Genomic DNA, 1,348 nt, shown 5'->3' with positions numbered 1-1,348 from the left:
CGGTCACGAGCCGCCGTTGCCAGCGGAACGTCTGCTAACTACGACCCGGACGAGGCCCGGGGCGCTCAACCCCCTGGCGCATGCAGGAAGGCCGACCGGTCCGATCCATTGGGCAGGCACCGAAACCGCGACTCGGTGGACCGGATATCTCGAGGGCGCGGTGCGGTCGGGAGAGCGCGCGGCCGGGGAGATTCTGACGGAAATCGAACAGCGGACTCAATCGACCTCCGTGAGCGCTTGCGTCGGACTTGGATGTTTCCGGCGTTTCGCCCACAGTTCGCGGCTGTGTCCCAGTGTCACCGCCACGCCGGCGAGTCGGCGCGCGAGAGCGGCTCACCGCACCCAGGACGAGTTTGTGCGGTGTCTACTTCGCGCGTGCCCGTACCCTGTTGAGTGCCTGCATGTTTGGTGGCCGTAGCCCGTAGGATGGAGCCTGATGGACCACACGGACCCTTTCCCCCGCCCTGTTCCGTTCACGGTACCGAAGCTGCTTGTGGGCTTAGGGTCGCTATTGGTTGTCGCCGCGGCGATCGCGTCGTTCACCTTCACCTCCACCCTCGCGCGGGCGGCAGGAGTTCCTGAGCACCTGACCTGGTTGTGGCCGGTGGTGGTCGGGCTCACGGTCGCGCTGGTCGCCTGCACGTTCATCACCTTGGTCGGTATCCGCGACGAGAAGGCCACGTCCATGGTGCGGGTCTACGAGTTGCTGCTCGTCGCCGCCGTGCTGGCCAGCATCTTCGGGAACGTGCTGGCCATCTCCCGCGATCCGATCGAGATGAGCACTCTCGAGATCGCGACCGTGGTCTCCGTTCCCCCGATCTGCCTGATGATCTGTGTGGGCAACTACCTGCTGCTCACGGCCGTCGTCCCTGTCCGCATCGTGGCCGCGATCCCCGAGGACGACTGGCGACTGAAGGTACTCGGCATACCCACCGCGTCGTCGCCGCCGAAAGACTCGAACCCCGCCCACCCTGACGGCGCCGCATGGTGGGACCAGCATCGCAGCGAGGCACGAACCCCGGCGACACCGAAGACCCGGACATAAGGGGCGAACCAACCGGCGCGAGGTCGGATATTGCGGTGCTGCCCTGGCAGCGGCGCGACGCGGGCCATAGTGGTCGCATGGTTAACCAGACCACGGTCGCTGCCGCGTTCGAACCTCTGCTGCGGTCCACCTTGGGCCCGCGCCCCGCGGTGGGGTTCGAATTCTGGGATGGCAGCACGATCCAACCCGATGGCGCAAGCCCCGGCACGATGCGCGTGCGATCCGAGGACGCGCTGCGCCACCTGATCTGGGCGCCCGGCGAACTCGGCGTGGCGCGTGCATTCGTTTCCGCCACAGTGGATC

Annotated in this window: 1 protein-coding gene and 2 pseudogenes; all 3 read left to right on the top strand. The window is 66.9% G+C overall.

Going from position 1 to position 1,348, the window contains the following annotated elements; all coding sequences use genetic code 11:
* Positions 1–193 (top strand): annotated as a pseudogene (locus ACFWPJ_RS33020) (FAD-dependent oxidoreductase); the annotation flags it as partial.
* A gap of 318 nt (positions 194–511) precedes the next feature.
* On the top strand, positions 512–1,045 hold the full coding sequence (locus ACFWPJ_RS33015) for a DUF2637 domain-containing protein (protein ID WP_378857475.1): 534 nt from the start codon (positions 512–514) through the stop codon (positions 1,043–1,045).
* A 77-nt stretch (positions 1,046–1,122) separates the two neighbouring features.
* Positions 1,123–1,348 (top strand): annotated as a pseudogene (locus ACFWPJ_RS33010) (SAM-dependent methyltransferase); the annotation flags it as partial.

The sequence above is a fragment of the Nocardia sp. NPDC058497 genome (assembly GCF_042720195.1).
Classification (GTDB): Bacteria; Actinomycetota; Actinomycetes; order Mycobacteriales; family Mycobacteriaceae; genus Nocardia.
This window is presented reverse-complemented; position numbering and strand designations above follow the sequence as displayed.